At 57.3% G+C, this 7997-nt stretch carries 7 protein-coding genes and 1 pseudogene; 6 read left to right on the forward strand and 2 right to left on the reverse strand.

What is annotated here, in order from left to right; genetic code table 11:
* Positions 1 to 156: 156 nt before the first annotated feature.
* Positions 157 to 441, reverse strand: coding sequence for a DUF1488 family protein (locus ASE07_RS24595; protein ID WP_057293472.1), 285 nt, complete (start codon positions 439 to 441; stop codon positions 157 to 159).
* Positions 442 to 647: 206 nt separating this feature from the next.
* Between ASE07_RS24595 and ASE07_RS24600 the strand changes: the two are divergent.
* Positions 648 to 1037 (forward strand): annotated as a pseudogene (locus ASE07_RS24600) (tyrosine-type recombinase/integrase); the annotation flags it as partial.
* A gap of 9 nt (positions 1038 to 1046) precedes the next feature.
* Positions 1047 to 2237, forward strand: coding sequence for an IS91 family transposase (locus ASE07_RS24605; RefSeq protein ID WP_057293473.1), 1191 nt, complete (start codon positions 1047 to 1049; stop codon positions 2235 to 2237).
* 524 nt (positions 2238 to 2761) lie between these two features.
* Here ASE07_RS24605 and ASE07_RS24610 read toward each other — a convergent pair.
* Entirely contained in the window at positions 2762 to 3433 is a 672-nt protein-coding gene (locus ASE07_RS24610) for a TetR/AcrR family transcriptional regulator (protein WP_057293474.1), read from the reverse strand.
* Positions 3434 to 3506: 73 nt separating this feature from the next.
* On the opposite strand from ASE07_RS24610, the gene ASE07_RS24615 reads away from it, so the two are divergent.
* The 4 genes from ASE07_RS24615 to ASE07_RS24635 form a co-directional block, all read left to right on the forward strand.
* Complete coding sequence (locus tag ASE07_RS24615) at positions 3507 to 4247, forward strand: SDR family NAD(P)-dependent oxidoreductase (RefSeq protein ID WP_057293475.1); 741 nt, start codon at positions 3507 to 3509, stop codon at positions 4245 to 4247.
* 87 nt (positions 4248 to 4334) lie between these two features.
* On the forward strand, positions 4335 to 5453 hold the full coding sequence (locus ASE07_RS24620; protein WP_057293476.1) for a Gfo/Idh/MocA family protein: 1119 nt from the start codon (positions 4335 to 4337) through the stop codon (positions 5451 to 5453).
* A 429-nt stretch (positions 5454 to 5882) separates the two neighbouring features.
* A complete protein-coding gene (locus ASE07_RS24625; protein ID WP_082584455.1) occupies positions 5883 to 6332 on the forward strand; it encodes an SDR family NAD(P)-dependent oxidoreductase in 450 nt (149 codons plus the stop codon).
* Positions 6333 to 7148: 816 nt separating this feature from the next.
* The coding region (locus tag ASE07_RS24635) for an AraC family transcriptional regulator (RefSeq protein WP_235548602.1) at positions 7149 to 7997 on the forward strand (849 nt) is incomplete at its 3' end.

Genomic DNA, 7997 nt, shown 5'->3' on the forward strand with positions numbered 1-7997 from the left:
ACCTTGAATTCTTCTGTGTACCGTTTGCCGCTCATAACACCTCCCTTTAGCCAAATTGTAAGGCTCGGAAGTGTCTATGAAACCAGGGGCGATTCAGACTGGTTTCGCTGAACTCATTGGGGTCCTCTAAAAATAGCCCCGAAACTGATACGCTGCTCAAATGTGTGGGCCGGGGCCGTAGGCATCATTGATATTCTCTTTGGTTAGTCTGACTAGCCCTGCGGTAGTAGCTCTTTTCAGGAGAGCCTGCGCCACCGGGTGGATGAACCCCTCAAATGCTTGAAATATCTCCAAGGCACTTGCGTCTGCAGGGTCGATGTTCTTCAGCAAAGACAAACTACGCAGTGCGTCCTGCGAAATCAAACATTGCTCAACTTTCGAGTCAGCCTGCACTGTAAAAAGAATGCCCTCAGAGGTTGCACGAGGTTGCGAGGCTTCCATTTTCCCTCCATAGACCCTAGGCTTTTTTTATTTATGGCTGCACATCGGCCTGACTTTTTGATAATAGCCCGTTGCCGCAAATTAGCACTGCGAATGAACAAATTGGAGCGTCATCGCACCAAAAGATCCTTTTCCTGGAGCCAATGGTCGTGTGTGCTGATTGTTTTTGTTGTCTGGTTTTTCTCGATGGTGAGAAACAGCGCTTCGGGACACTGAATCGCCCCCGGTACGCGATGCTGCCGCCGGTCCTGCTCGAGCGTCTGCGTGTATGGTGGCGAGTGGCGCATGCCCAGGGCAAGATGCTCGAGGGCGGCTGGCTGTTCCCGGGACTCAATCCGATCGAGCCGCTCAGCACCCGGCAACTCAATCGCGCCGTGCACTTTGCCGCCGACGCCGCCCACCTCAACAAGCGCGTGTCCATGCACACGCTTCGGCATAGCTTTGCCACCCATCTCTTGGAGCAGAAGGTCGATATCCGTGTCATCCAGGTGCTGCTTGGCCATAAGAAGCTCGAAACCACTGCGCTGTACGCGCAAGTGGCCACCGATATCCTTCGTGAAGTGGTCAGCCCGCTCGAGATGCTGTACCCCGGGTAGCGCCTGTCGATGCCTTCTGCCGTGCTGGAGGTTGCGGATATCTTCCGCGCCCATGGGCCGGCCTATCGCCAGGTCCAGGCAGGTCACTTGAGCCTGGGCCAGAAGAAGGTCATGTCGGCCATTGAACAGTGCCGCAGCGCGGCGCTGGGAGGGCATGTGCTGCGCTGTGATGGCTGTGGGCAGGTCGAGATTGCCTACAACTCCTGCCGCAACCGGCATTGCCCCAAGTGCCAGGCGAGTGCCGCACGCCGGTGGCTTGAGGCGCGGCAGGCGGAATTACTGCCGGTCGAGTATTACCACGTCGTCTTCACGCTGCCGGCCCCGATCAGCGAGATCGCCTATACCAACAAGACCGTCCTCTATGGCTTGCTGTTCGACGTCGCCGCCGACACGTTACGCACCATTGCCGCCGATCGCAAGCACCTCGGTGCCCAGATCGGTGCCACGCTGGTGCTTCATACCTGGGGCTCGGCGTTGACGCACCATCCGCATGTGCACGGCATCGTCCCCGGTGACGGGCTCTCTGCTGATGGCCAACGCTGGATCGCTTGCCGGCCGGGCTTCTTCCTGCCGGTACGAGTACTGTCGCGGCTGTTTCGCCGGCGCTTCCTTGAAGCACTAGAGAACGCGCATCGTTGCGGGAAGTTGCAGTTCTTCGGCGAGCACCTGGCGCTGGCCGATGCAGATACCTTTGCCGATTGGCTTGCGCCGCTGCGCAAAGAAGAGTGGGTCGTCTATGCCAAGCGCCCGTTTGCCGGACCGCAGGCGGTACTTGCCTACCTGTCACGCTATACCCATCGGGTAGCCATTTCCAATAGCCGTCTGTTGACGATGGACGAACGTGGCGTGACGTTCCGCTGGAAGGACTATCGCGCCAAGGGGCGCACCCGTCACAAGACGATGACGCTGGATGTGCACGAGTTCATGCGCCGCTTCCTGTTGCATGTGCTGCCTCACGGGTTTCACCGTATCCGCCATTATGGGATCATTGCCAACGCCGGTCGCAAGAAGAACCTTGCCAAGGCCAAAGAGCTGTTGGACGTCATGGCCGACTTGCCGCGTCCGGAGGTGGCTGGTGCGACCGCCACGACCCGGCCGACCTTCGTCTGCCCGCATTGCGGTGCTGCGATGAGTATTGTCGATACCTTCGTACGTGGACAACCAATTCGGGCACCACCGAGACAGCGGAGTGCGGCATGAATGCCAGCGTCCGATACACCTATCCACCATCTATGCTCGAACAAGCAGCGCTGGCAGCAGATGACTTGGTCTTGCACTGGAATATCGCCAAGTCACCTTCAATCAGCAACTCAATAACCTGGTCTGACGGCCCCAAAGTCAGGCACAAGCACGACGTCAAAGTGCGTCGTTCCAGTGACCACCCCACGTCGAGGCGCTGGAAGACAGTCGAATCCCCATAGCTCGTTAGCTTACTCGTACCGCGCCAGTGCATTCCGCGGTTTCCTCCCTTGGGGCTTGTAGGACGCCTGCCGCAGAATTCAGTTCGGCACCACACTCCTGCGCGTGTAGGCAGGCATCCTACAACCCTTAACAGAAGCGGACATACAACTAAACGCCTTTCGCCCTTTTGCACGAACTAAGCGTTGCTACGAAACAGAGACATGCCGGTGTACGGTACGATCCCGCGTTTCCTAGCACCCGGTGCCTTCCAATGTAAGCCGATTTTAGATGCTAAAGAGCCCGGATGTATTGACACCGCCTCGCTATTTCTCTTTCATGCCGCGAATCATCGCGTCCCACGATGCCATGGAGATTTTTGCGACCCTCTGGAGTTCCTCTCTGCTTGCGCCATCGCGCGCCCTAATCGCCATGCCACTCTGAACGGTTTGCACATATCGCGCTAGGTGAGCAACGTCGAGGGACTTTGGCAGTTCGCCATCCTGCACAGCTTTCTCAAGGCGCGCTATGAGAACGTCATAAGCACCTCCGCGCGTCCTCCTCATCAAGTCCTTAAGCTCTGCATGCTCATCGCCGCCTACGGTGCCCAAGTTGACCATGCAGCCGCGCGGCAGATCGCAGTCGGATCCCGTCATAGCCGCCGCCGAGTCCCACAAATAAGAGAATACCGCCTCGCGCGCCGTGGGTGCCGTTCGAAACCTTCCAAGTACGAGATCTACATAGGTTGTTGAGTAAAGCTCGAGCGCCTCGGCATACAGCTGCTCCTTCGAGCCGAAGGCAGCGTAGAGACTAGTTGAGCCGATGCCTAAAGCCGTCGTGAGATCCGTGATCGAGGTCGCCTCATACCCTTTGACCCAGAACAGCTTCATTGCCGTCGCCAAGGCAGCGTCCCGGTCAAACACGCGAGGTCGCCCTCGCGGACCGGATACGCGCGTCGGTGCTGGGGAAGCCTTATCAGTCTTTTCTGCAGCGTTCATTGCAAAATTCCTTGACCAGGCCAAGATCCTACCATAGGATTTATGTATCGATCACTGCATAAAGGATGCAAACATGAAGAGTCTCAATGGAAAACGCGCTCTTGTTACAGGCGGCTCACGCGGCATCGGCGCCGCCATTGCACGCGCGTTGGCTGAGAATGGAGCGGACGTTGCACTGACGTATCAAAGTTCCGCCGACCGAGCACAGGCGGTCGTGGCATCAATCCAAGAACTTGGCCAGAAGGGTCTCGCGATCCAGGCGGACAACGTAGACCCAGCCGCCATCAAGCGCTCCGTCGGCGAAGCGGTCGCCGCGCTCGGTGGACTGGATATCCTGGTCAATAACGCCGGCATCGCACGCTACAGCTTGATCGCCGATTTCAGCGTGGAAGACATTGACGCGCTTTACGCAGTGAATGTCCGCGGCCCGGTGCTCGCGACCCAGGCGGCGATTCCGCACCTCACTGCAGGTGGCCGTGTGATCACCATCGGCTCAGCCGGGGCGGATCGCATTGTCGGCACGCCTGGAACCGTGTATTACATGACCAAGTCGGCCTTGCAGTCGTTCACGCGCGGGCTTGCTCAGGAGCTAGGTGGGCGTGACATCACATCGAATCTGGTGCAACCCGGATCGACCGACACCGACATGAATCCTGCGAATGGCGAAAGCTCGGACTTTCAACGCAGCCTAATGCCACTTGGACGTTACGCTGAGCCGGCGGACATCGCCGCTACTGTTGTCTTTCTGGCTAGTCCTGCGGCAAGGCATATCACGGGAACGATTATTACGGTCGACGGCGGCTTGCTCACCTGACCGCACCCGGAGCTGCATGCGCTCTCGCCTGCCTTCGCGGCAGGATTATGTATCAAACGAAGGACAAGCTATTGCGAAGGATAAGGAATGAGCCAGAGCACTTCGTCGCGACGAATCGGCGTCGGCATCGTTGGGGCGAGTGCCCAGCGAGGATGGGCCCGGGTCGCCCATATACCGGCGCTGCAGATGCTGGAGGCATTCGACATCCGCGGCGTCAGCACGACTCGAATGGACAGTGCACGGGAGACGGCCGAAGCGCTGGACATCGAGCTCGCTTTCGACAATCATCAGGAGCTTGTCGAACGACCCGAGATTGATCTCGTGGTGGTGGCAGTGAAGGTGCCTGATCACCGCAACATTGTCCATGACGCACTTGCTGCGGGCAAAATGGTCTATTGCGAGTGGCCGCTTGCGCGCAACCTTTTCGAGGCCCAGGCGCTTGCAGCTTTTGCCCGCGATAAGAAGCTGAAGACCGTGGTCGGGCTTCAGGGGCGACAGCATCCTCCGGTTCGCTTCCTGCGCGACCTGGTCCGACAGGGCGCCATTGGTCGTCCTTTGAGCACCAGCATCAGAGCGCATCCAACCGAAGCGACGTGGTATGGTCACTTCGATCCGCCATTCGAATTTATGGCGGAGAGTGCAAACGGCGCAACGATGCTGAGCATCGCAGTAGGGCATGCGCTGGAGCCGCTTGCGCAAGTACTTGGAGAGTTCGAAAGCCTGTCGGCTGTCGTCTCGAACCAGCGCGGCGAAGGGATCCGTTTACGGGACGGTAGCCGGATGAAGAACGATACACCTGATGAAATTGCAGCGGTAGGACTCCTTCAGAACCACATCGTTGCTTCCTTGCATTACAGCGCGGGTAATGCCTTGGGAAAAGCAATGTCATGGGAGATCCAAGGTACCGCCGGCAGCTTGCTCGTTGAATCCTCGATGGCAGGGTACATCCATATGGGTGATCTCAGCATCACGCTCAGACGAGGGCTAGCACCACCCCAACAAATTACCGTTCCACCAGCCTATTTGGCTGAATACTCAAGGCTTGGAGATCCCGCTGCTGGAGTGGCCAGACTCTATTCCCAGTTGGCAGCAGATCTCCGCACGGGTACGTCGAATGTCCCGGATTTCGAAACAGCGCTGCGAAGGCAGCGTACGCTCGATGCGTTCAGCACATCTTTTTCAACGGGGGTGCGTGAACGGTTTTGAAAGGCGACCATCGCCACGCCAAAAACTCGTGAGCGCAACCGATGGCTTGGCATTTTTCTCCCTGTGTCCAAGGTTGCTAACGATTTAGACAGCACTGGATCGAGAGGAAGACGACGCTGACTATCCGTTAATCTTTCATCGAATGGGACGAGGCATAGCAGCCATCTATGCATTTTTTGTTTATCAACTCGAGAAGCTACTGATCCTCGCAGACCAATCCACCTCCAAAACCCCTCAATCATTTTCAGGAAGCAATGTTTGGTAGCGATCCGTGTTGTCATGAGCGGTCAAAGCAAGCATCGTTCCGCTGCCGTGTACAGCCATTGTTTACGTTTGGCGTGATCCGATAGTTGATTGGCATCCGTTGCCAGTGTATTCAGCATCGCCCGCGAATAAGATTTTCATGTCATCAACGCAAAGGAAAATTTCATGAAGAAGACCATCCTCATCACCGGTACCTCAAGCGGTCTCGGCCGTGCGACCGCCAAGCTCTTCCAGCGGAACGGCTGGAACGTCATTGCAACCATGCGGGCGCCTGAGCATGAGACTGAACTAACTCAACTTGACAATATGCTTGTCACTCGCCTCGACGTTCAAGATACTACTTCGATCCGCGAGGCCATTGAGGAGAACACCGTAAAGTGCGGACGTATAGACGTTCTTGTGAACAATGCCGGCTACGGTGCGTATGGGCCGCTGGAAGCTACACCTGTGGAGAAAATTCGTCGTCAGTTTGATGTTAACGTCCTCGGTCTGCTGGCGACAACACAGGCTGTGTTACCCCGGTTCCGTGCTGTCTTATCAGAGTGGATGGAGATGAGAAAAGGAGTCCTTGCTCATCAGCACATCGACACGGTGCACCTTTGCCGCATCGGCTAGGATGGCGTTCATCCGCTCGCGGTCGCGGAAAATGTCTCCACCGCCACCCTCYACATGTGCYTGGCGCCCCGCCAGATCGGGAAATGCTTCGAAAATGGCGAAGCTGGACTGTGAAAACCGGACGGCGAACCACGGGCCCGTGGCAGGCTCGTCCTCGACGCAAGCCCGAATGTCACGCAGCATCTGTATTACGGCATCCTCTTGGCCCGGGCGGGCTTCGATCCGGATGAAGAATGCCTTGCGGCCTTCAGCTCCTTGTTCTCCAAGAACCTCCACTCCGCGATGCGRTGCGTGAACAGTTTCCGGTGTAGGGCGGTGCGAATTAATTGGCGGATGGGTCATCTGTGAGTCTCCTGATTGAATGCGAGTAGTATCGTGCTCGGCCTCCCTTGACCTAAAGTCATTATCTGTCTCTTCCACTGGCGCCCCGCCAGATCGGGAAATGCTTCGAAAATGGCGAAGCTGGACTGTGAAAACCGGACGGCGAACCACGGGCCCGTGGCAGGCTCGTCCTCGACGCAAGYCCGAATGTCACGCAGCATCTGTATTACGGCATCCTCTTGGCCCGGGCGGGCTTCGATCCGGATGAAGAATGCCTTGCGGCCTTCAGCTCCTTGTTCTCCAAGAACCTCCACTCCGCGATGCGRTGCGTGAACAGTTTCCGGTGTAGGGCGGTGCGAATTAATTGGCGGATGGGTCATCTGTGAGTCTCCTGATTGAATGCGAGTAGTATCGTGCTCGGCCTCCCTTGACCTATGCTCGAACGTCGATATTTCTTGCCTAATCGTCTGAACTTGTTGGCGTGGGTAGCCGGACATGTTTAAATTCACCATGGTCGACGAACTGAAGCATGCGCTCCTTCGCTACACAYGTGCCCACTCCCAGGTGGACGGCGTGACGGCCACACCTGTCCAAGGCTTTTACCTGTTCCAGCGTACGACACCGAGCGAGGTGGAGCACACCGTGGTGAATCCGTTGGTATGCTTGGTACTGCAGGGGCGCAAGCAGGTCTCGTTAAGCAGCGGTGTGTCGTCATACGCGAATGGAGAGACTTTAATCGTGACCGGCAATGTGCCGACTGCCAGTCGCATCAGTCAGGCCAGCGCTGCCAGTCCCTATCTAGCGCTGGCTCTCGACTTGGATCCAAACGTGATTACGGATCTAGTGTTGAGCGAGCCCGTAGCATCTTCATCACAGGCCGCGCACGACACCAGCGGCGATCTGTGCGATGCCCTACGCCGGCTGGTGATGCTGCTGGACCGCCCGGAATCGCTGGCGGTGCTCAAGAATGGCCTGATCAGGGAGATTCATCATTGGTTGCTGCTGGGCTGCCAAGGACACGCAGTCCGCAACCTAGGCCTGCCCGATAGCCATGTGAGGCGCATTGCACGTGCTGTCGCGATCCTGCGTGCTGACTACGCCCAGCCGGTGCATATTGAGCGCYTAGCGGCGGCGGCTGGTATGAGCCGAGCAGCATTCCATCAGCACTTCCGTGCTATCACATCGCTGTCCCCACTGCAGTTCCAGAAGCAGCTAAGGTTGATAGAAGCACGACGGTTGATCTTGTCCAAAGGCAAACTCTTGAGCCAAGTCGCTTTCGAGGTGGGATACGAAAGCTCCTCGCAGTTCAGCCGGGAATACACCAGAATGTTCGGCCGGTCACCG

Origin of the sequence: Noviherbaspirillum sp. Root189 (assembly GCF_001428545.1) — a bacterium.
Taxonomy (GTDB): domain Bacteria; phylum Pseudomonadota; class Gammaproteobacteria; order Burkholderiales; family Burkholderiaceae_D; genus Noviherbaspirillum.